The 22,734-nt window shown below is 30.7% G+C and carries 13 protein-coding genes and 11 pseudogenes; 11 read left to right on the forward strand and 13 right to left on the reverse strand.

What is annotated here, in order from left to right:
- Positions 1–121: 121 nt before the first annotated feature.
- Positions 122–322 (reverse strand): YozE family protein, encoded by a 201-nt coding sequence (locus tag DYE57_RS11395; RefSeq protein WP_115314070.1) that lies wholly within the window; start codon positions 320–322, stop codon positions 122–124.
- A 281-nt stretch (positions 323–603) separates the two neighbouring features.
- Between DYE57_RS11395 and DYE57_RS11400 the strand changes: the two genes are divergently transcribed.
- The 6 genes and pseudogenes from DYE57_RS11400 (at position 604) to DYE57_RS12555 (ending at position 3,769) form a co-directional block, all read left to right on the forward strand.
- Positions 604–807 carry a helix-turn-helix transcriptional regulator gene (locus DYE57_RS11400; RefSeq protein ID WP_115314071.1) on the forward strand — a complete coding sequence of 68 codons (204 nt, stop codon included), beginning with the start codon at positions 604–606 and terminating at the stop codon, positions 805–807.
- A gap of 22 nt (positions 808–829) precedes the next feature.
- Complete coding sequence (locus tag DYE57_RS11405; protein WP_115314072.1) at positions 830–1,231, forward strand: DUF3169 family protein; 402 nt, start codon at positions 830–832, stop codon at positions 1,229–1,231.
- Between the two features lie 123 nt (positions 1,232–1,354).
- Positions 1,355–2,132: pseudogene (locus DYE57_RS11410) on the forward strand (ATP-binding cassette domain-containing protein); the annotation flags it as partial.
- The gene (locus DYE57_RS11415; protein WP_115314073.1) at positions 2,132–2,758 is read left to right on the forward strand and encodes an ABC-2 transporter permease; all 627 of its coding nucleotides are present in this window, start codon (positions 2,132–2,134) and stop codon (positions 2,756–2,758) included. The pseudogene DYE57_RS11410 and the gene DYE57_RS11415, both read left to right, overlap by 1 nt.
- A 157-nt stretch (positions 2,759–2,915) precedes the next feature.
- Positions 2,916–3,176, forward strand: coding sequence for an epilancin biosynthesis-related protein ElxI1 (gene elxI1 / locus DYE57_RS11420; RefSeq protein WP_115314074.1), 261 nt, complete (start codon positions 2,916–2,918; stop codon positions 3,174–3,176).
- Between the two features lie 287 nt (positions 3,177–3,463).
- The gene (locus DYE57_RS12555) at positions 3,464–3,769 is read left to right on the forward strand and encodes a stage II sporulation protein M (protein WP_232619768.1); all 306 of its coding nucleotides are present in this window, start codon (positions 3,464–3,466) and stop codon (positions 3,767–3,769) included.
- Between the two features lie 51 nt (positions 3,770–3,820).
- Here DYE57_RS12555 and DYE57_RS11430 read toward each other — a convergent pair.
- Positions 3,821–4,381, reverse strand: a pseudogene (locus DYE57_RS11430) (GNAT family N-acetyltransferase).
- Between the two features lie 364 nt (positions 4,382–4,745).
- Positions 4,746–7,118, reverse strand: a pseudogene (locus DYE57_RS11435) (SdrD B-like domain-containing protein); the annotation flags it as partial.
- Positions 7,119–8,024: 906 nt separating this feature from the next.
- Here DYE57_RS11435 and DYE57_RS11445 point away from each other — a divergent pair.
- Positions 8,025–9,383: an MFS transporter gene (locus DYE57_RS11445; RefSeq protein WP_115314077.1), complete on the forward strand. Its 1,359-nt coding sequence runs from the start codon at positions 8,025–8,027 to the stop codon at positions 9,381–9,383.
- Between the two features lie 80 nt (positions 9,384–9,463).
- On the opposite strand, the gene lepB is transcribed toward DYE57_RS11445, so the two are convergent.
- The 3 genes and pseudogenes from lepB to DYE57_RS11460 all read right to left on the reverse strand — a co-directional run.
- Positions 9,464–10,042, reverse strand: a complete 579-nt coding sequence (gene lepB / locus DYE57_RS11450; protein WP_115314078.1) for a signal peptidase I — start codon at positions 10,040–10,042, stop codon at positions 9,464–9,466.
- A gap of 96 nt (positions 10,043–10,138) precedes the next feature.
- Positions 10,139–10,756, reverse strand: a complete 618-nt coding sequence (locus DYE57_RS11455) for a proteophosphoglycan 5 (protein ID WP_115314079.1) — start codon at positions 10,754–10,756, stop codon at positions 10,139–10,141.
- A gap of 14 nt (positions 10,757–10,770) precedes the next feature.
- Positions 10,771–11,081: pseudogene (locus tag DYE57_RS11460) on the reverse strand (hypothetical protein); the annotation flags it as partial.
- Positions 11,082–11,359: 278 nt separating this feature from the next.
- Here DYE57_RS11460 and DYE57_RS11465 point away from each other — a divergent pair.
- Genes DYE57_RS11465 through DYE57_RS11475 form a run of 3 tightly spaced genes read left to right on the forward strand, consistent with a single transcriptional unit; the run spans position 11,360 to position 14,213 of the window.
- Positions 11,360–12,118 (forward strand): ABC transporter ATP-binding protein, encoded by a 759-nt coding sequence (locus tag DYE57_RS11465; RefSeq protein WP_115314080.1) that lies wholly within the window; start codon positions 11,360–11,362, stop codon positions 12,116–12,118.
- The gene (locus DYE57_RS11470; protein ID WP_115314081.1) at positions 12,108–13,988 is read left to right on the forward strand and encodes an ABC transporter permease; all 1,881 of its coding nucleotides are present in this window, start codon (positions 12,108–12,110) and stop codon (positions 13,986–13,988) included. Before DYE57_RS11465 ends, DYE57_RS11470 begins: the two co-directional genes overlap by 11 nt.
- Before the next feature lie 48 nt (positions 13,989–14,036).
- Positions 14,037–14,213 carry a VraH family peptide resistance protein gene (locus DYE57_RS11475; protein ID WP_115314082.1) on the forward strand — a complete coding sequence of 59 codons (177 nt, stop codon included), beginning with the start codon at positions 14,037–14,039 and terminating at the stop codon, positions 14,211–14,213.
- Positions 14,214–14,305: 92 nt separating this feature from the next.
- On the opposite strand, the gene lip is transcribed toward DYE57_RS11475, so the two are convergent.
- The 4 genes and pseudogenes from lip to DYE57_RS11490 form a co-directional block, all read right to left on the reverse strand.
- Positions 14,306–16,312 (reverse strand): YSIRK-targeted triacylglycerol lipase, encoded by a 2,007-nt coding sequence (lip, locus tag DYE57_RS11480; RefSeq protein ID WP_115314083.1) that lies wholly within the window; start codon positions 16,310–16,312, stop codon positions 14,306–14,308.
- 665 nt (positions 16,313–16,977) lie between these two features.
- Positions 16,978–17,064: pseudogene (locus DYE57_RS12930) on the reverse strand (IS200/IS605 family transposase); the annotation flags it as partial.
- Positions 17,065–17,215: 151 nt separating this feature from the next.
- Positions 17,216–17,833, reverse strand: a pseudogene (locus tag DYE57_RS11485) (LysE/ArgO family amino acid transporter).
- Positions 17,834–17,837: 4 nt separating this feature from the next.
- Positions 17,838–18,808 (reverse strand): annotated as a pseudogene (locus DYE57_RS11490) (fatty acid desaturase family protein).
- Between the two features lie 98 nt (positions 18,809–18,906).
- On the opposite strand from DYE57_RS11490, the pseudogene DYE57_RS11495 reads away from it, so the two are divergent.
- A pseudogene (locus tag DYE57_RS11495) lies at positions 18,907–20,310 on the forward strand (aminotransferase-like domain-containing protein).
- A 267-nt stretch (positions 20,311–20,577) separates the two neighbouring features.
- Here DYE57_RS11495 and DYE57_RS12935 read toward each other — a convergent pair.
- The 3 pseudogenes from DYE57_RS12935 to DYE57_RS11510 form a co-directional block, all read right to left on the reverse strand.
- Positions 20,578–21,777, reverse strand: a pseudogene (locus DYE57_RS12935) (ABC transporter permease).
- Positions 21,770–22,452 (reverse strand): annotated as a pseudogene (locus tag DYE57_RS11505) (ABC transporter ATP-binding protein). Before DYE57_RS11505 ends, DYE57_RS12935 begins: the two co-directional pseudogenes overlap by 8 nt.
- Positions 22,449–22,727 (reverse strand): annotated as a pseudogene (locus tag DYE57_RS11510) (permuted SH3 domain-containing protein); the annotation flags it as partial. The pseudogenes DYE57_RS11510 and DYE57_RS11505, both read right to left, overlap by 4 nt.
- Positions 22,728–22,734: the final 7 nt, after the last annotated feature.

A 22,734-nucleotide genomic window follows, 5' to 3' on the forward strand; every position in this document is an offset into this window, starting at 1 on the left:
ATGTATCATTTGCAATTCTTCCCTGAAAGTTAATGATATCTGCGCATATGTATTTAATTATTCATATTTTAAAACCCTGAGCGATAATATGACTATTAATGCTATTTTTTAATAAAGTCATTTACTGATCTTGATACTGTTTAATCGCATCTTGAATGGTATCGTGTAAACTTGGTTCTTGTAGCCAATGTTGAAATTTTTCCATAATATCTCTTGGAGATGTTATATTTTCAGGAAAATTAATATCCTTCATACCCTCAAACAAATCACCGAAATGACTTTTTTCACCCTCATATTTTTCCATAAAGTGATAAAAACTCAATACCTATACCTCCTGAATTTCACAACAATAGCTATATATTACCAAAATTAGTTCGTTTGCAAAATACATTTGTTTAAATTTAAGCAAAATTTTAATAGATTTAGTCTAGTTTATATATTAAAAGTAACTTCTTTTTATAACTCACTCAAATTAGATAGGTTTCAAATTTGCTAAAATTTGTAATAATTTTTCTAAAGACAATAATATACGTCATTTTGACTAATATAATTGTCAAAATGATAAAAGTCGTATATGTTATAGATGTAAGGGGCTGATAAAACTTGCGAAATCGACTTAAAGAATTACGCTCACGCGATGGTTACAACCAAACACAACTTGCTCAAAAGGCAAAGATTTCACGACAAACGGTATCCTTAATTGAACGAAATGATTTTACTCCTTCGATTTTAACCGCTGTCAAAATCGCTAGAATTTTTAATGAGGCAGTAGAAGACGTTTTTATCATAGAGGAGGAGGACTTATAAAAGTAAATCTAATTTAAAAGTAATGAAAGTACGATATATCTATATCACTCAATTATTAATCAGTTTAATACCAGTAAAGGAAAACGCATCAGAAAAGTATATTGGTTTGATATTCTTACCTTTCGTTATAGCTATTGTATCTTCTATAATGATCGTTTTATTTCATAGAAAATTCGATTCTAGATATCCTAAGATAGGAGAGAAACACTATACAGAAAAAATATTTAAAACAATGGATGAAGGCGAACGTCGCATCACACTTGTTTCAATGTATAAAGTGAACCAAAACAATACAGCCCTATTATTAATAAATATTATACTTATTGGTGCATTCTCAATATTATCAGACGTGAATCAAACTGTAACATTAATTATTTTAATCATCTTATTTACCTATAATCGGTTATTTATTAAAGGTGAATAAATATTATAAATCAGATGAATAGCAAACTATGATTTTTGAAGAAAAGAGGGGATAACAATGGAGAACATATTAGAAATTAATAATCTGAACACATCGTATCACAACTCAGAATTTCGACTTTCTGACATTTCTTTCTCTATCAAACCTGGGGAAGTAGTAGGTTTAATAGGGAAGAACGGTTCCGGTAAGTCTACTTTAATTAATACACTCGTAGGAAACAGACTTAAAGACTCTGGTTCGATGACATTTTTCGATGAAGAAGTAACTAATAGTGACTTCAAGTATAAAAGAACACATCGGCGTTGTATTTGACGATTTACGCATCCCAAATAAATTGACACTTCAATCTATCGATAAAGTATTTACTCATATCTATGAAACTTGGAATAGCCAAACATTATTTTCATTAATTAAAGAATTTGAATTGCCATCAATAAATGAAATTAAGACCTTCTCTAGAGAGATGCGTATGAAAGCTGCTTTATCTATTGCTTTAAGTCATGATTCGAAATTACTCATTCTTGATGAAGCAACAGCAGGCATGGATGCGTCAGGGCGTGAACAAGTCATGGAAATTCTTGAAGATTACGTCGGTGAAGACCGTGCGATATTAATATCTTCACATATATCTGACGATATCGAACAACTTGCGACTCAATTGTTGTTTATGCGTGATGGAAAAATTATTTTACAAGAAGACAAAGATGTATTACTTAACAACTATGGTATTGTGGATCAACCTCTAGAAGCATTTAATATTCCAAATGAACTTCTTATTGCATCACGCAAACGTAAAAACAGACAAATAAGTTTAGTAAGTAATTATCAGGACATTTTAGAGGCGAAACCTATTCGCAGTTTAGATGATGCTACAAAAATAATCATGCGAGATGATTACTAATGAAGGGACTTATACTTAGTATATTTTATTCAGCAAAAAGGTCATTTTTCATATACTTAATTGTAGGGATTATTGCTGCGATTGTGTTTTCCTTTTTAAATCCGACGATGAATAGCTTTCTTGCTATTATCTTCTTAATTGGTCCTATTACAGATAACTTTAACCGTGAAAAAGATTCAAGATGTATGAATTATATATCCACACTACCTGTAAAAAGAGCTGACTACGTTAAAAGTTATTATATGATATTTATAATGTGTTTGATTATTGGTATTGTAGTTGGTGTCCCAAGCGTTGGCATTATCACACAAAGTTTAAGCATGGTATTTATATCGCTATGTGTGGGCATTGGTAGTGCTGGAACATATTCAATAATGTTCCCTCTCACATTTAAATTTGGCTCTGACAACTCAAATGTCATTGTAATGTCTACAACCTTTGCTGTCATTATCATCTATTTCGTGTTTTATATCTCATCAATGATATTTACTAATAATTATAGTGACTCTTTTGCTTCTATGCTTAGCAACACACAAAGTTACATGATTTATGGCATATTTGGATTGATATCATTGATGAGCTCTTTTATTTTATCTATAAAGATTTTTAATAAACAAAAACTTTAATATAGATTAATCCTCAATTTTCGACTATTGGAAATTGAGGATTTTTTTAACTTCAACTACTTAAGAAATTTAATTTAAATTTTAAAAATTGTTTAAAGAGATTTGCAAACAACGTTTAATATTTATTAATATAATAATAAATAAAAGGGATGTTTATATGAGCTTATTAACAAAAACATTAGATGCCTTAGCAAGCGTGTGCGTAGCTTTATTATTTACAAAGTACTTTATACATTACGCAAATGATATGTTCGATTGGCACTTAAGATGGTATTTCCTAGAAAATATTCCTCACCTAGCACTAATACTATTTATTTTGACATTTATTTTCGCGGTACCTTCTGAGATGATAAAGGACAAAGAGAAAAAATTGAGTAGCATTGTTTTAATACTACTTTATGTTTTAAGTCACAATTAAGGAGTTTTATTATTATTTAAAATTGATGATTCTAACTATCTAAAGAGAGCTTTAAAGTTTTTTATTTTCACTCTAATTATCTTAATTACTTCTACTATCCTAGCAACAATCTTTGTACCAACTTTTACCGATTTAAATCATATCTCAAATAAGATTCCTAAAAGTATTTCAGAAGCACATGGTCTTAGTAAAATTTTTCAATATGTTCAGCATAACGACTTTAAAATACCATCACAAATGCTTTTTTATCCATAATTTTTATCCCTTTTTTATATTGTTTAATTCTAATTCCTACTTCTGTACCTCGAGGTATTTTATTCGGCTTTATTTTACGTATTAATTTAGATAAAGGAATCCCTATTATCATTGCTTCAATGCCACATCCATTTATTGAAATATTTGCTTATTGTCTTTTAGCAAGTGCTTTATATAAATTAAATCCCGCCATTACTCGAAAAGTTTCAAATATTTTTAGAACAAATAAAAAATCAAATATATCATTTAAATCAACGTTTACTAATTTTTTGAAAATATATATTTTTTTAGCATTACCATTATGTATAATAGCTGCATTCTTAGAAACATATGTGTGAAATTGGATATATCAAATTAATAGTCTAAAAAGTGATAAAAAATTGATTTATTTATAGTACTCTGCTCTTAACAAAACTATATACATAGCTGTCAGAAAATTGACCTTGTATACGTTCATTACTTCTAAGAATACCTTCTTGAGTGAATCCAAGGCGTTCAAGTATAGTGCGACTTCTAACATTATTTGTAGACATTCTGATTTCAATTCTATTAATATCTAACTCTTCATAAATATAATAAATGAGGGCGTCAGTACATTGGGTCATAATTCCCTTTCCTTGAAAGTTCTCTGCTAGATAATAACCAATTGAAGTCTTTTTATTAGTTAAATCTATATAATGTAAACCTATGACTCCTATCAATTCACGATCGTACCATATACCACAGTGGAATCCATCACCACGAATAAATTGTTATAACGCCACCTGAATAAACTTCTTACTGTGAGCAACCCCAGTTGTGTATGATTCAAATGGCAAGAATTTACTTAAATAGTCACGATTGTCATCCACTAACTTAAACAATTAATCTGTTTCATGTTCTTCTAAAATTTTTAACTTTAATCGTTCATTAATTTGTGTAAACCTAACATATTGAACTCCTCCACACACCTGTTTTCACTAAATTTTCTGTAAATTAATGATACATTTATGTATATATTTCACACCTACTAATATCATGAAATACAATAATTAAGAATATTTACGAATATTAATAAACCTTATTATTATTAAATACCCTGCTTGGTAGCTTTTATCATTTTTCTTACTTTACCAATTTTTAATATATATTCTCTTATCTCTCCTTCTTTCCAGATTTCCGTAATTATTACTACCTTTTAATCACACATTAATTTGTAAGCTAACATAATCAAAATTCTCAAAACAAAAGCAATAATTATTTTTTACTATTTATAAAATTTAAAAACCAGGTCATAAAGACCTGGATAAACTGCAATTGAGTTAGATAGTAAAACTATTTTTCTTTATTACCTTTTCTACGACGTTTACCTAATAATAACGCCCCTATAACTGCAAACAATGAACCAATTAATGTGCTATTGTATCCATTATCGCCAGTATCAAGTAATTTCTCATTTGAATCGGAGTCATTGCCTGAGTCAGAGCCACTGTCGGAATCCGCATCATAGTATCCATTATCAATACTGAAATCGTTATGATCAGTTATTGTTACATTAACATCTTCACCATCAGTGTCCTTCTCATCGTCACTTGAGTTAGTTGTTGTCTGAGTTAAACCTTCTGGTGTTTCGAAATGAACAATGTAGTCTCCACTATCTAAATTATCAAATTGATATTTACCATTTTCATCAGTAGTTGTTTCACCAATGATATTTCCATTACCATCTTTTAATGTTACTTTTACACCTGAGATACCCTTTTCATCATTATCTTGAATTCCATTTTTATCTAACCATACATAATCTCCAAGACTATATGTAGGTGTATCTCCCGAAGCAGATGATGAACCATTCAAGTAACTTACTGATGTTGATTTTGTTGCACGATAAAAACTATTTGTATTTTCAGTACCATCACGCGTTAACCAATATTCAGTATAAACATTTCCTGTACTAGTCGGTCTAACTGCTTGAGATACAATATATTTCTTACCCTTTGCCATATTACCAGCAAAATTAATGTCTACTCTAGTACCATCAGCATTATATTTAGGTGTAAATTGGCTTGTCACATCTTTTACAGCAGAGCTATTTAAATCAGGATTAAAGCTATCTACCATCGCATTAGTATCTAATACTTCATAAACTTTTACTTCACCTGGTAAGAATTTGCCATTTTTAACCGTTGAGAAATATTTAGCATATTGTGGATTTTGATTATTTTGATTTAAATATACAATTTCGTTATGCTTGTTGTTCACATTATCCACATTTGCCACTGCTGCAGTAGTTGTGTTGTCTTTTTTATTACCATAATCTACTACAAAGTCTTGATTTACAGTAGTGTTAGCAATATCGACTTCCATAGGATATGTTTGATTATCCTTTATAGCTGTTTCTCTTTTCGATGTAGCAATAAGATTAAAACTACCAATAATATTCGAATATTGATCTACATAATTTGTAAAAGTGTAAGTAGTAGTATTCGTAGATTTGTCATAAACACCATTAGCTACTATTGAACCATCATCACTACGAAGTTGGGTATGAGTTGCCGGAAATTCTAAACCACCTGGTCGAATATACTTTCCATATTTTATAGTAAAAGTATCTCCTTCTTTTATACTATCATCTAATGAATAGTTTGCTTTTAAGTTAAATTGCTCATTACTTGTAGGCCATATAACATTATTAGGGTGAGAATTGCTCTTCTTAAGTGAAATTGAAGGATTTGTAATTGTAACTTTATCATTCACGTTAGTTCCTGAACCTGATTCAGCTGCTAAACTCATTAACTTCATACGTGGACTAGTTTTACTCACTCGAGATGTTGTTGAACTTGTTGAGTTTAATGCCAACGGTGTATCAGCACCATAGTCAGAATGATTTAAATCTTCTTTTATTGCCTCAGTTAAGACAGCATTTTTGATAGTACCTTGAAAAGATTTTTCTACATCGATATTATTACCTACATCATTTTTATTACTAGCATCAGCACCTAATTTATTAACGGTACGATTCATATAATTTTGTTTATCTGCCACTGAGTGATTTGCAGAGCTATCTGTAGTTTTAACTTCTACTTTGCTATTTGTAACACCCGTGGTTGATGCATCATCAGTTTTTTTATTGGTCGCTTTTTGCTCAGATACATCCACATTTAAAGCATCTGTATATGGTGATTGATGATGAGTTGAATTCGTTGATTGTTCTGACATACGCTCTTGAGTTGTTGGCGTATCGTCTTTTTCTGAAATAGTATTTTTTGTAGTCACTTTTTCTTGTTCATTTGAAAGTTGACTTGTATTACTTTCTTTTCCAGTAGTTTGAGAAGTTGTATTTTCCTTCGTAGATAAATTTTGTGTTGAAATATTTTTTTCTGAAGCAGATTCCGTTATCATTTGTTCTTGTGTAGCTGTATCTGAATCTGAATTTGAATTTTAATTAGTTACAGTTTGAGGTAATTCTGATGCTCTAGTTAGATTTTCTGTAGTTGTTACATCATCCACATTTGACTGATTTGAATTTCTAATATCATTTTCATTTGTTTTTGTAGTCGATTTTGCTTGATTTTCTACTGCTGCTTTAGCGTTATTGTTTGCAACGCCAAACATCATTGTTGCCCCCACTAATATCGAGGCTGTACCTACAGTGAATTTCCTAATAGAGTATTTGTTTAATTTGTTCGATAACAAATCCACCTGCTTACTCGTTGTTCCTTGCCTTCTTTTTTTCATCCTTTGACCTCCAGTTAAATTAAATAAAATAATTTACAAATAAACTATATGAATAATTACTTGTAAATTGCATTCGCATTTTTATGCGAATATATAATAACCATAATTTAACAAGCAGCACAATATAATAAATTTTATAAAAATTATTATTAGCAGTATTTAATTAGTGTCAATTAGTTTTATATTCGGAACGTTTTTAAACTTATATCTTTTTTAGATTTTACTAATATTTTAATTTTATGTTTTTGTGTTTATTGATATTTTTTATATAATTTGGGTTAAAATGATGTATGAAAATTATATAAAGAGAAAGAATATTTAGTTTAGATACTTATGTGAGGTGTGATTAATGAGGAATAAGCTAAGTCGAGTCTTTTACCTAAGCGTTTTAAAAATTAAAAATATAATTTTAATTTATTAGGAACTCTTCAAATAGTTATAATGCTAAAGACGATTGCCATTTAGAAGTAACCTCCAGTTTAATAATCATTAAAGCTTAATATACGGCTTTAATAGATTTAATTAAGATAAAATATGTTTAGTAATAACTATAAATCCTAGGTAATCAACTCATATAAACTGGTAAGGTATATCCGCTTCTCTTAATCCTTAGATACTGCATCTAAACTACAGCTTTTAACCAGTTATTTTCAAACAATTCTGTTAATTATCAACATGTTAATATAGACTTGTGGATAATTCTTAAATTTCTCAAAGAACTACTATTATTAGCTTTTTAAATATTTATCCAAATAGTTATCCACATATTTTATATAATTATGTTACTAATGTTAATAAAATTTTAAACTTAGATTCATTTTAAATTAATGCAATTAGATTACGCTTAAGAAGAAAATAATTTAAGGGAATGATAATATGGAGATTGTAAAATCAAAAAAAGATTTATTCAGAATTATTGATAATGCAGATCAGAAACACACATCTAAAATTTTACTTTTCATGATATTGGGAACGATTTTCTTAGATGCGTACGATATCACAATTCTTGGAACAATGACAGATCAACTTACTAAACAGTTCAATTTATCGCCAGCCATGCTTTCAGTTGTTATGACGTCTCTTCCTATCGGTGCGCTCTTTGGTGCGATATTAGGTGGTACTCTAGCACACAAATTTGGTCGTAAGCGTATTTTATCTATTGCTTTACTCTTGCTCACTCTGACGTCTCTTGGCGCAGCACTTGCCCCAAATTTAGTTGTTTTACTTATATGTCGTTTAATTATGGGATTTGCTATCGGTATGGATAGTCCAGTTGCATTTACTTTTATTGCAGAAATAAGTAATAAATGGCAAAAAGGTCGGAACGTTAACTATTGGCAGGTCGTATGGTACGTTGCCATTGTCATTTCGGCACTAGTCGTTATTGCATTCTTTATGATGGATACTGGTCAACATTTATGGCGCTTTGCGGTAGGCTTTGGTTCATTAATTGCATTAGTGTTATACATATTACGTATTAAATATTTACATGAAAGTCCGACTTGGATGATTAATCATCATTGTCTAGAAGAAGCTACTGAATTTGTAAGAAATAACTACCACGTTGATTTAGAATTAGAAGATACTGATCATCCATTTACAGAAAATGACAGGCCTAAACCATCGTGGACACAATTATTCAAACCTGGCTATTTGAAAAGAATTGTTCTAGCGACAGCAGTTGCAACTTTACAAGGTATGCAATACTATGGCGTTGGCTTATATATACCAATAATTGCAACTTACATAATAAGTAAAGATAAAATGGGAGTATTATTAGGTACTGCAATTGTCAATATCGCAGGTATTATAGGGGCTTATATCAGCTCACAATTGACATATAAAGTCGGAACACGAAAACTAACGATGATTGGTTTCTCACTTGTATTAATTTCAATGGTATTAACTGGATTGTTCTATCATAATTTACCGATGATTATTAATACATTTCTCATAGGACTATTCTTATTCGGACATTCAGGAGGTCCAGGAACGCAGGGTAAAACAATAGGCGCATTATCATTTCCAACAGACCTACGTTCACAAGCTACTGGATTCGTTGAAGCTGTAAGTCGAACAGGGAGCATCATAGGTACTTTCGTTTTCCCTGTTATTTTAGCTGTGGTAGGTTTAACAAATACAATGTTAATCTTAGCTATCGTACCTTTAGTCGGATTAATCATTACCACTTCAATCAAATGGGAAGCTGTTGGTAAAAACGTAGAAGACGAGTAATTAGCTAGTTATAAATTATTAAAAAACCTCTTAGTGTGTAAGAGTTCTTTTGAACGACTACACAACTAAGAGGTTTCTTTTTAGTTAGGAAAAGTACCCGAATTAAATCCACCTTTCCACTGATTAAACGGCCAGTATCTAAATGTAACCTTACCTACGATTTGATCTTTATCAACGAGACCCACTTCTTCATAACGACTATCCACACTATTTTCTCGATTATCACCTAATACTAAATATTTATTTTTAGGAATTTTTATATTATCATTTGAACCTTTTAACTTTTTAGAAGTGAAGTTCTCAGTCAAATATTTACCTACTTTGTGCTTCTTATTGTAATCTAAATATGGTTCTGATACCTTTTTACTATTTAAATAAAGTTGGTCTTTTTTATATTGAACTGTATCTCCTGGCTTACCAATCAAACGTTTAATATAATCTTCACTTTTAGTGGCATGAAAGATTACTACATCACCACTTTCAATGTGATTAAGCGTTTTTGATATACGATTCACTATGACTCTATTTTTATCTTCAAAAGTAGGATGCATAGACTCCCCTTTAACGGTATAAGATGCAAATAAGAATTTTTGAACTAAACCTACGATGATAAGCGCAACTGCAATAGCAATAATCCATTCTAATATTTCTTTTTTCATGATTGAAGCTCCCTTGCTAAATGTTTTTATTTTTCTATTATGCAAATTTCAAAATAGTCATCATAGATATTTTTGATCCTTCGATTATCTTGATTATTACACAATTCCATTTTTTATTTTGATGTGCTGACCCGTTTTAATCTGGTCGTATTGTTTTTTAGATACTACAACGACCCGTTTCCCATGCTTAGTTTGAACCGTAATAGTATATAACTTTTCATGAGGTTTCATCTGTTGCTTTAACATATTCATTTGATAATCGATGTTATTTTTCTTTTCATGTTGGCTTTGTGACATTGATGCGAAAAGATAAAAGTACAACCAATTATTGTAGTAAGAAGTGGTTACAAACTGAGATGAATAAGACGTTCCTGAGCTATAAGGTCTTTTTGAAGGCATCATTGATCTCGATTTAAACTGTTGATTGCGTGTCGATTGATGATACTTTGATGCAACCTTATTCGATGACATACTGCTTGATTTAGCTGCTTGTTGTGCTGCACGTTGACTCGATTGTTGAGCATTGCGCGACGCATTAACAGCACTTGAACGGCTCATTGAAGAACTTGAAGATGTTGAACCTCTGGCTGAAGATGATGCGCTACTACTTGAACCTCCAGATGTTGCTGCATTCAATTCTGACGATAATGTGCTTAAAGAGGCTACGCTGATAATCATCATGAAGCAACTTAATTTAAATACAATTTGTTTCATCTTCTCACCTCTTTTTATTTAGATACTTCATCTTTCGAGACTGCTTTACCCTCTATATCATCGTCGCCATATATCATATAAGGTGGACGGTACACATGAATCTTTTTACCATCTTTAACAATATAAGGCTTTTTATTTCCATCATCTAAAATATGTTCATATACATGTTCCAAAGTTGTTTTTTCTAAATGCGAATGACCTTTCTTATCTTTGTACTTAATTTCTACATTCGGAGAATCTGAATTACCATTGTTTAAAACTTCATAGTATTCATACTCATATTTATCAGTTTTCTGACTTTCTATGGTTCCTTTTGTTTTCCGGAACTTACACTAAATTATAACAAATGATTTTTAAATTCATATTAATGTTTAGATAAAACAGAATTATTGAAAAGAAAATCTACAACTATAATGCATAAAATAATTATGCAATTCAAACGTAAAAAGTAATTATTTACTATAATATAAGTCATTTTAATATCTTGATTTTAAAAATCTTTCAATCATGTAAGTTTGAACCTCTTAATTGTAAGTTTAGATAAAGGCACCTACAGTTGACTCATTCTACAATTGAAATATAAACAAATCAAGGAGTGAGAGGATGACTATTTTAAAAGTAAATCAATTATCAAAAGTTTATGGAGACAAACAAAAATATCAAGCTTTAAAAGATGTAAGTTTCTCTGTAGATAAGGGAGAATTTATTGCTATCATGGGTCCTTCTGGTTCGGGTAAAACTACTTTACTTAATGTACTAAGTTCAATTGATGATATATCCAGTGGATCTGTTGAAGTCGAAGGTAAAGAAATAACTCAATTAAGCAATAAAGAACTCGCAAAATTTCGTAAAAAGCGTCTTGGTTTTATCTTCCAAGATTACAGTGTCTTGCTTACATTAACCGTTAAAGAAAATATTATGCTTCCTCTTTCAGTCCAAAATTTTCATAAATATGAGACGGAACAAAACTATAAAGAAGTTGCTGAAGCTCTTGGTATTTATAACCTAGGAAATAAATATCCTAGCGAAATTTCAGGTGGTCAACAACAACGTACGGCTGCAGCACGTGCTTTCGTTCATCAACCGACAATCATTTTTGCTGATGAACCAACTGGAGCTTTAGATTCTAAAAGTGCGCAAGACTTACTCAATCGTCTTGAAGACATGAATAATCAATTTAATTCTACAATTATTATGGTGACACATGATCCTTCCGCTGCAAGCTTTGCCCAAAGAGTCATCATGTTAAAAGATGGAGGTATTCATTCTGAAATTCATCAAGGAGAGGATTCAAAACAAGATTTCTATCAAGAAATCATCAAACTTCAAACCGCATTAGGTGGTGTCAGCCATGACATTTAATCAAATTATCCTTAAAAAATTAAGACAAAACATTAAACACTATGGCATGTTTCTATTTTCATTACTTATAAGTATTGTACTTTACTTTAGTTTTTCAACTTTAAAGTATTCACATAGTATAAACAACTCAGAATCTATGAAAATTATTAAAAATGGAGCCACAATCGGTTCAACAATTTTATTTATAATTATTATCATATTTTTAATGTACGCTAATCATTTGTTTGTGAAACGACGAACAAAAGAGTTTGCGCTTTATCAGCTAATTGGTTTGACTAGAAAAAACATACTTCGAATGCTTGGTATTGAACAATTAGTGATTTTTATTGTAACTGGTATTTTAGGCGTACTGATAGGTATATTTGGTTCACAACTCTTACTCATCATTGCTTCTAAAATGATGAAACTAACAGCACATATCTCAATCGGTTTTGAGCCTCAAACATTAATGATTACCATTGTTATGTTAGTCATTGCATTCATACTTCTAATGATTCAAAATTTTATCTTCTTAAAAAGACGTACTATCTTAGAAATGATGAAAGACAGCCATAAGACTGATTCAACTCAAACACGTCTCACCACTTTTGAGGTTGTGGGGGGTATTTTAGGAATTTGCATGATTGTCTTCGGTTATTATATGTCTACAGAAATGTTTGGAGTATTTAGTGGATTAACAACTGCGATGATTTCACCATTTATTATTTTATTCTTAACAATCGTAGGTGCCTACTTGTTCTTTAGAAGCTCCGTATCACTGATTTTTAAAACGATGAAACGTTTAAAACAAGGTCGGATAAATATTACAGATGTCGTTTGTACCTCATCGATAATGTACAGAATGAAGAAAAGTGCGATATCACTAACAGTTATTGCTGTAATTTCAGCTTTTACTGTAAGCATTCTTTGTTTCGCAGCAATCACCCAAGCAAATGCAGACTATAGCTTGGTCTCTACCTCTCCACAAGATTTTAATATCTCAAAAGATAAGCCTGCAAAGCAATTTCAACAACAATTAGATAAAGCAAAGATTAAATACCAGAAATCAACTTTTGAAGTTATTAATCCTAAAACCATTAAAGATCAAGTGATAACCACGAAAAATGATTCCGTTGGATTATCTAGTGTTACTTCATTAATGCTCAATAAAAATTTAAAAGGTCATGATGCTAAAATTACGAATACAAAATCAATGGCAGGCGTCATGGACATTCATTTAAATAATAAGATTACCGTCAAAGGAAAGTCTAAAGAAACCGTTACAGTCACAGACAAAGATGATACAAAAGTTTATCCATCACAATTGTCATTTGCTGCACCTATTATTGAAGTCAGTCCAGACGTATATCAATCTGTAAAAACAAATAAAATCGTTAATAAGACATATGGTTATGATTTAAAAAATCACAAAGACATGACAAAAGCTGAACACATTACACAAAAAATAAATCCAGATATTGTTTCAAAAGACGAATATAAAAAGTTCATAGACCAAAGCAATGGCATCCTTATCTTTGTAACGTCATTCTTAGGACTAGCATTCTTAATAGCAGCTGGCTGTATTATTTACATTAAACAAATGGATGAGACTGAAGATGAAATAGATACCTTTAAAATATTACGTCGAATTGGATTTACGACTTCAGATATGTCTAAAGGGTTATTAATAAAAATATTATTCAATTTTGGATTACCGCTTCTAGTAGCATTATTACATGCCCTATTTGCAGCACTTGCATTTATGAAATTATTAGGAAACGTGACAATGACACCAATATTTATAGTAATGATTGCCTACGCCATCGTTTACTTCGTCTTTGCGATGATTGCCTTTATTCACTCAAATCAAGTGATTAAACGTTCTATTTAAAGATTTAATTTATAATTAATTATTTTAAAAAAGGAAGGATTTTGTACTATGACATTTAAAAATTTGATGAAACAACCTTACGAAGACTTAAAAAATTTAACAATGAATTGGTTCAACATTTTAGCTTTAGTAATAATTATTTTTATCTTAAGTAACATTGTTACACCACTTATAGGTGTCCCTGTAGATTTACTTGGTGGCGCATACTTTTTAAAAAGATGCTAAGAAAACAGATAATTTGTCATTGAAATAGCCCTCATAAGATAGAAGTCAGTGTGACCGCTCTCTCTGAGGGCATTAATTTGCTATAAATACACTTATTTATTTGTAATACCGTCTGCTTCTTCAATTCTCATGATATTATCCATAATACCCATATAGAATTGACCTAGTTCTCTACCTGTATGTGTTAAATCAAATGTATCCATACCAACTAAATCTAAGTGATCCCAATCATATTGAACTGGTCTAACTTGCCAAATACCTTTATCAGTTGCTGGCAATGTAGCATCAACATTTTCAAAGGCCTGGTTAGAAGGATGTTGTGATGATACAACTGGAACAACACCGTCATTAGGTCTAATCTCTTTATGTTCATCTGTACCGATAAGACGACTAGGTAAATTTAACATAAGAATTTCACTAGAATTAGGTAATTCGTTACCAATTAGTCCTGTATGAGTCGCAGCACCAGTGTAAGTAGTGTATACAATATTAGGATTTAGACTTGTTTGTTGATTAATCTTTTCAGCACCTTGAGTTGTTAAATCGTTAACAGCTTGATCTTCAGTGTTCCAAATTTTACTTTTCGAGACACGTTGTGCATAATCAAGATAACTTTCATTAGGTTGTTGTTTGAAGCCCCATTGAGAGAAGCCTAAATCTACATCAACATCTTTACCACCACTTAATCTACCAATTCGATTCATCACATCTTTAACAATTTTACGAGTTCCAATTTTATCAGCAGCAGGTGTACCATTATGAGGCGTACCTAGTGTTGTAATTGAAGCAACCATATTGTCTTTACCACCTGTGAATAAGTCAGAAATTGTACCACCGTGTTGACGTTGATATTCTATTTCTTCTTGGTTACCATTTCTTAAAAATTCTTCCATTTGACGAATAGTTTGACCACCCATACTGTGACCTACAAAGTGAATCTTTTTACCAGGTTCCCAATCAGGCATGATGCCTTTATAAGTTCTACCATAACGATTGTGACCATATTTAGCTGCATGTGCTGCACCATAGTCCACACGTCCACCTTTAATGTAGTGGTAAAGTTCTACAGCGCGATCGTAGTTACTACTGAAAGCACCTACATTTGCCTCATACACATTGTATCCTTCATCAGTTAAATTTCTTTCAATATTGTATTTAGTACCACCCCAATATTTAGGAGCTAAACTAAATTGGTTGTCACCCGCTAAACCTAAGAAACCATGAACAAAAACTACTGGATATTGATTTTTATATTGTGCTTGATTCGTACTTTTATGAGCTTTATTCGAAGTTTGAGGTTGTGTTTGAGTTACTGTTGTTGTACTTCTATCAGTTTGTTCTTTTGCAGATTCTTTGTGTGATTTTGGTGTCGTTAATTGATTATTACTAGAATCATTAGTTTGTGATGTTGTAGCTTTATCTTTATTTAACTCTTTAGTATCAACATTTTTTTCATTTTTAGCATGAGTTGATTGAGTTTGATTATTTGTTGTGTCTTTTTTAGGTTGAGATTTAGATTGTGTTTGATATGTACGATCATTAGATGGTTTTTGTAAGTCTACTAATGATTGTTCACCTTTATCAGTGTCCTTATCTTTTAAATCTATTTGTTGATTGTGATTTGGAGATGTTTGAGTTTGCCTTTCAACTTTTTCATCTTGTTCATTGTTTTTGTTTGACTGAGAAGCTAAGTTTTGTTGATTTTCATTTTTAGACGGTTGAGCGTCTTGTTTTACAGTATTAGCCTCTTCTAATTTTGGCTGATTTGTTGTCTCCGCTTTTTGTAGTTCAGCACTTTCGACTGTAGAATGTTGATTGTTGCGATTTGCTTTTGATTCATCAATTGATTGTGCTTGTTGACTATCAGTCGAACCTTTAGCATCTTGCTTTAGAGTGTTAAGCGCTTCTTCTGGTTTATCAACTTTAACTTGTTGTGTTGTTTGTTGTACTTCTGAATGTGCATCCGCATTGTAAACTGACGTTTCAGCTGCTTGAGCTTGTTGTCCTCCAATGAAAATTGTTACACCTGTAATAATTGATACTGCTCCCACTGCATACTTTCTAATACTGAATCTTTTAATTCCATTATTATTTTTCAAAAAAATCACCTCTATAAGATTTTTCCCTTATAAAGAATGAAAAAATAACTGCTTCGTTCAAAATAACATAAAACTCTTTAATTTATTTAACTAATTAAGTTAAATTTATGTTAAGTTTTTGATATTCTCATTTTTTATTGTTTTTGATAGTTGGATTTAAGTGAATTTAATATATTGTTTTTGTGTAATTTTTCATATTTTATTACATCAAACACAATTTGAAAAGATATATTACTTTTTTTGTAGAAATTGAATTACCTATATTCGTAGAAGAAAAGAGGCGGAATAGAACTCATTCTGAATTCTTAATCCCGCCCCATTACTCGCTTTATTTATAGGATTCCCAAATCTCAAATTTTCTTGTTGTCTTTCTAAATTTTGATCGATAGATAATACTCTCGTATGTCCAACAATAATATCTTTTCATCTCGTAAAATCAAAACCACCCGTACGAACGGGTGGTTTGTTTTGCGGCTATAATTCTTTTCTATTGGCCAACCTCTATTAGGACACTGATAGTCAGCCAACTACACTAATTTTCTAGCACTAATAAAAGATCACTAATTTTCTTGTTTTTCCTGTAAATAATTATAAATACTCTTCCATTGAAATCTAATCTACATCGACATTCTCTTGTAATTAATTACGAATATAATGTTCAATCACTTTATATTTCCATATCTATATTTTAAATTTGCATGTCTATCAAGAATCATTAAACGACTTTTATCATCTAAATATCCAACAAGTGAGCCTATTCCATATTTAAAAGGCTTACAAACAGATGAATGTGATACGCACAATTCTATTTTCTATGTGCTAAAAAACCATTTGTATCAGATAAAACTAAAGAGCATCTTCATATGTAGACTATTTTAGTTCGCTGACCAATACTAAATTTCATCAAAAAATTAAATGTAAGATATTTTTCACAATAATCAAACTAACTATAATAACAATAATACTAGATATTTTATTTAATATTATTATATATTTACCAGTCTTATCTATAGACTCCAACGTTTTCCCTAGTATAGCTAATAAAATAAACCAGAACCATAAAACCATAATAGTAGAAAGACTAAACAGTAATTTTTCTATACCTGAATAAACTGAAGCACTTGTTCCGATAACACCGACTGTATCCATAATCGCATGGGGATTTAATAGTGATACAGATAAAGCAAAACCAATTTGCTTTTTAGTACTCATAGATTCATGATTTTATAAATTGTTAGGTTTTTCATTTCATAAAGACCATACCATATATAATAAAAACATAAGTCCTATAATATATATAACCAATTGCAAAATAGGTAAAGACATTAAAATCAATGAAACACCTAAAACTGCGATTATTATTAAAAATGTATCACATACTCCAGCCGTTATTATGACTGGCAATGATTTTATAAATTTATTTTGATTAGCGTCTTGATTAAATACAAAAACATTTTGTGCTCCTAATGGTAAAATTAACCCTAGTGCCAATAAAATACCATGTACAATCGGTTGTGTCATAACATTAACCCTCTTTCATATTACTATTTGGTGTACAAATATCTTTTACTACACTATAAAAACCTGGTAGCGTCGTCTTAAAAAATCCTGTACAATGATGGGCTTCTCTATATTTTTTATCTTGCATCAAAATGGTGTGTGCCTTTTTTAAATTATAGTGAGGAATAGCTGAAAATAAATGTTGAACCAAGTGATAATTATCATGATTTGGATGAAATAAAAATAACGTCCAAGGCATACCGAATGTATTTCTACTTGCTGTTAGTTCAGTATCATTATTTAATCCAGAATGCTCTGCCATTTCTGCCCAGTAACGAATAAATTGGAAAGTTGTAAGAAGTGGTACAAACCAAAAAATAATAAGGTATAACCAAAAATTAAATACTATAGATGTTGATATCAAAACGAGCCATCAAATATTTCTAGTCCAAAGTTCTGATTTAGGTATATCCTTACTATAAAGATTAGCTGATACGGTACCTAGTATATATTTAGGCACATGAAACAGTAATAATACTTTTATAATGTGATCTGTTATAAATTTCTTGGTATTTTCCTGTGGTTTATCTAGTTTAACAATACGATATCTTTTTATATCAGGATCATTTTCCTCATCCCATAAATTTCTATGGTGTTGAAAGTGAGAATTGCAGTATGTAGTAAAACTTGTGAAAATGGGGAATGCAACAAAAATACAAGCAACCCATTTATTATAAAACTTATTCGTAAATAATGATCGATGACATGCTTGTGCATTAAATTGTCAAAAGCGCACATTTGACTTCCAATTAAAATAATACTAAGTAAATAAACTATTATATTTTCTGTATAGATACTGAAATAAGCACTTCCAAAAATAACCAACCAATCAAAAAATAAAGCCAAAACATTATGATAATTATCTTTTTTCATCAAAGGTTTTAATTCTTTTTTGATTTCCTTAGCAAAAACTGCTTTTTCTAATTTTCGTGCGATCTTAACCCCCTCCTTTAATTTGTATGATATAATAATCTGAATTTTTAAAAACAACCAGATTAAAAATAAAATTCCAACCAGATCAAAAGAGAATAAATATGAATAAATTTCAATATAAAATGATTATAGATGATATTATTAATAAAATTAATAAGGGAATTTTATCATATGGAGATAAATTACCTTCTCAAAGAACAATTTCCGAACACGTAAATAGATCTACAGTTATACAAGCCATAGATATTTTGAAAAGTTATGCCATTTTAGAGTCTATCGAAAAAAGGGGGTATGTATCTCAATATACATAGAATGCTTATATAACAAGTAATATTCATTGGCAAAACTATATAGTAAATAGCATATCTAAAAACAACCAATATTATATTCAAAGAATCAATGAATTAGAATTTAAACCTAATATTATACGTCTAGGTACTGGCGAGCTATCTCCAAAATTAATTCCCAACCATTTGTTCAAAGAATAATATCAAACAGTATTGATAAGTTTATACAGGCAAACTATGAGGAACCAAAAGGAAAATTAGGTCTTAGATTAGCAATAGTAAATTATATGAAAAAAAAAGAGCGTTATATGTGACGTTGATAATATATGTATCACTTCAGGGGCTGTTCAAGGATTAAAGCTAATAGCTGATGGGTTATTAATTCCTGAATTTAAAATTATTATTGAGGCACCTTCTTATATCAATTCCATACGTACTTGGCATAATATCAGATTTCAAATGATACCTTTATCAATTAACAATATAAAGAAAAATATTAATAATATATTTAAAATAAGTAGCGACTATAAAAACAGTATATTCTATTGTATACCGACTCTACATAACTCTACTCAAAATACTTATACTAAAAAAGAAAAACAAAAAATTATAAATCAATGTCAAAAAAACGGAATACCTATTGTTGAGGACAGTATATATTCTGACTTATGGTTTAATACGGAAAAACAAGTTCCTATGAAGTCTTTGAAAAACAGTGACAATGTTTTATATTTAGGTAGTCTATCTAAAACAGTGAGTCCTGGTTTGCGTATTGGATGGATAGTAGCGGATAAAAATGTCATCCGTCACTTATCTGATTTAAAAATGCAAAATGACTATGGTGCTAGTTCTATACCACAGCACATTGCCACAAAATGGCTAAATACTTACCATGAAAAGCATATAGACAAACTAAAAGTAGAATTAGAAACGCGTAAACATATATTTATAGAAGCTTTAAAAGAGCATTTATCTATGTATGGTAGTTGGAGTGGTCCTAGTGGTTCCTTTTATATTTGGTTTAAATTCTCTATATCTGTAAACGTAAAAACATTATTTAATGAAGCTATAAAAGTAAATATACTTATACAACCTGGAGAGATTTATGATTTGAACTATAAAAACTATATTCGATTTTCGTATTCATACATTGATAAAAGCGATATCGATAGAAGTTTAAAAAAATTGAGTAATATTATTAATAGAATCAGTATTTAATTTGTAATAGATTTCTTTACTTTACATTCCTCCACTGACCGGTATGATAGTCAGAATAAGTATTCACATATACATTAACCCCCCTCTACTCGTAATAGTGAGGGGGGGTTTTAGGTGATAGAGGCTAATATCTCCTATGCTTTCTAATTATCTCGTGTACTTAACCATTACGTATAAAATGCAACAATGTAACCACTAATGGCTGTGTTAACAAGAATTTCGACCATATGATATGCACTTTCCGATAAGTCATTCTATGCTGATAGCTTATTTAATAATATCGATTAATTCTTTTTTAGAAGCTGAACGCGCAGGAATCCACCCAAAAATGATAACTATCAAAGTCGATACGTCTACTGCTAAAATAACTGAACCTAGACTTACGGAACTCTTAACCATTTGAGGTGTCACGAGATCAATCAATGGTAGTGATAATAATACCTAGAATTAATCCGATGATGCCACCTATGAGACATAACACAACACTATCTACTAAGAACTGTATTTCGATATCTCGACCTTTAGCACCGAATGCACGACGAATTACAATCTCTTCTGTTCGTTCAGTAACTGAAATATACATGACATTCATCACACCAATTCCTGCAATGAAGAGTGAAATTCCCGCAACAGCAGCGACAAAGTAAGTAATCGTGTCTAAGACTGAACCTATCGTTTTCATTATCGCCTCATTATCTTCATAACTGTATTGACCTTCAGATACGCCAGTTCCTTTTTTATTCAATGCTTTTTCGACTTTTTTACCTACGTCTTTCTTATCTGAACCTTTTTCCACTGAGACTAATAATTGAGGCATCCCTTGTGTCAAATTGCCCATATATTTATTAAATGTTTGTTGGGTAGGTAATTGAATTAATGATTCAACAGGCATACCACTTTCATCAACTTCTGAGCTGTCAGAGATGCCGACGACTTTAAACCCTTCTCCATTTATGTAGATAGATTGACCCATAGCAAGATGATTGAATACTTTTTTAGCAATTTTTTATCTATAACGGCTACTTTTTCTAGCACTTCACTATCATCATTCGTAAATCCTTTTCCTTCATCTATGTCTGTCAGTTTATCAACCTTTTTTAAACTAGCATCTTCACTGCCATGTGTATTGGTAATTTTGACTGTATATGTGCTATCTTTATCCTCTTTTACTTTGGCACTCTTAACGCCATCAACCTGTTCAACTACGCTAATATCCTCTTGCTTAAATGGATTGTTTTTAGGTGCCTCCATATTTTCAGTCATATAGGAAATTGAAGCTTGATTTTTGCCAGCACCGGCATCATTGAATTGCTCATTCGTTGAATTCTTAAAGCCATTCCCCAAAGACATGATAGTAATTACTGATGCGATACCAATAATAATTCCAATCATCGTAAAAATATTACGGCGTTTATTTTTTTAAATGGAACGAATAGCAACTGATATGACATTTGAAAAGTTATTCACGTGTCAACACCTCTTCCTCTTGCACACGTCCGTCCAAAATATGAATAATACGATCAGCTTTGTTCGCCACTTCACGATCATGCGTTACCATAATGATATCGTCATGTTCTTTTCTTTGTTCAGTTTTACGAAAAGCTCCATAATGTCTTGAGATGTCTTCGAATCAAAAGCCCCTGTAGGTTCATCGGCAATAATAAACTTAGGGTTGTTAATAATTGCCCGGGCAATTGCGACACGTTGTTGTTGACCACCTGACAATTTATTTTGTAAAACATCTTCTTTACCTTTTATACCGACGTCTTGAAGTTCGTCTAAAACTTTATCTTTTCGCTATTTACTTCCCATCCCATTATAAATAAGAGGAATGCTTACATTTTCTAAAATGGTATTACTTTGAATCAACTTAAAGTTTTGAAAGACAAAACCTACAGTATGATTTCTAATTTCTGTGAGTTTATTATCTGAGCTCTTTTGAAAATTCTCATTGTTAAAAAGATATTCACCTTCATAACCTCGATCGATAAAACCTAAGATATTGATTAACGTACTTTTACCAGAACCTGAAGGTCCCATGATAGCAATAAATTCACCTTCATCAATATGAATATCTTTTAAAATATGATTCGTGTCGTTGCCATTTTTAAAGTGTCGATTGATTTTTCTCAATTCAATCATGATGACACCTCAACTTTTTCTCCATCATTTAGATTACCTTTTGGATTTTTAATCACTTTATTTCCAGATTTTAAGCCTTTTTTCACAATAATTTCACCGTTATTACGTTCAATTTTAATATCACGTTTATGAACTTTACTAATTTTATCAACGAGAAAGACATTATTATCTTTCGTTAATACACTATTAGGTAATTTCTTAGTTTTTAGCGGAATTTTTGCATTCATAGAGAAGCCAGATCTTATTGGAATATCCAAGTCTCCTATGACTACTCTTTCAATC

It is taken from the genome of Staphylococcus saccharolyticus (genome assembly GCF_900458815.1).
Lineage (GTDB): Bacteria > Bacillota > Bacilli > Staphylococcales > Staphylococcaceae > Staphylococcus > Staphylococcus saccharolyticus.